Below are 850 nucleotides of genomic sequence, written 5' to 3'. Positions count from 1 at the left end.
TGATCCGCACGCCGACGCTGAGCCCCGCCGTGGGGACGAACTCCTCGCCGTTGCTGACGCGCAGCACCAGCCGCACCGCCGTGTGCGCGGGCAGCTCGGGCAGCGCGCACGTCGCCTGGTGCTGCGCGACGGGCGTGCACACCCAGCCGTCGGTGACGAGCGGCGCGAGCCCGGCGCCGACGGCGATGATCCCGGCGATGCCCTGCACCTCGACGCCGGGCGGCAGCGTGATCTCGGCACGCAGGTCGACCGCGGCCCGGTCGCCGTCGTTGCGCACGGTCAGCCCGAGCTCCTGGCCGACGCCGCCCGCGGCGAGCACGATCCCGCCCTCCGGCGGCTCGACGACCACGTCGGGCGCGGGCGGCGGGTCCGGGCCGGGGTCGGGACCCGGGCCGGGGTCGGGCTGCGGCTCGGGCGGAGGCCCGGCGGACGGCGCGGGCTCCGGCTCGCCGGCCCCGGGCGGCGGTCCCGCGAGGACGGTCCCGTCGTCGCGGGGCGTCGGGTCGGGGTCCGGCTCGAGCGACGGCGTGGGGGTCGGCAGGTCGGTGGGGCTGACGGTGGGCGTCGGCTCGACGGTCGGCGCGGGGCCGGCCGTCGCGGTCGGCTCGAGGGTGCTGCCCGACACCGTCGGGCTCGGTCCGGGCGTCGCGACGACGTCGCCCGTGGGACCGCCGATCAGCTGCACCGCCCCGACCACGGCGGCGGCGACGACCGCGACGGTGCCGACCGTCACGGCGGCGGCCGCGGCGCTCACGCCGCCGAGCGCCGCGGCGATGCCGGGCGCTTATACACAACTCCGAGCCCACGAGACACATACGCCGATCGCGTATCCCCTCTACACCATGCAAAG

1 pseudogene is annotated in these 850 nt (G+C 78.5%); it reads right to left on the bottom strand.

The features are described from left to right. Positions 1 to 754, bottom strand: a pseudogene (locus AB6N23_RS18505) (hypothetical protein); the annotation flags it as partial. Positions 755 to 850 lie beyond the last annotated feature (96 nt).

It is taken from the genome of Cellulomonas pasadenensis (assembly GCF_047229365.1).
In the GTDB taxonomy this organism is placed as follows: Bacteria; Actinomycetota; Actinomycetes; order Actinomycetales; family Cellulomonadaceae; genus Cellulomonas.
Note: the sequence above shows the minus strand (reverse complement) of the source record. Positions and strands in the feature narration are given on the sequence as shown.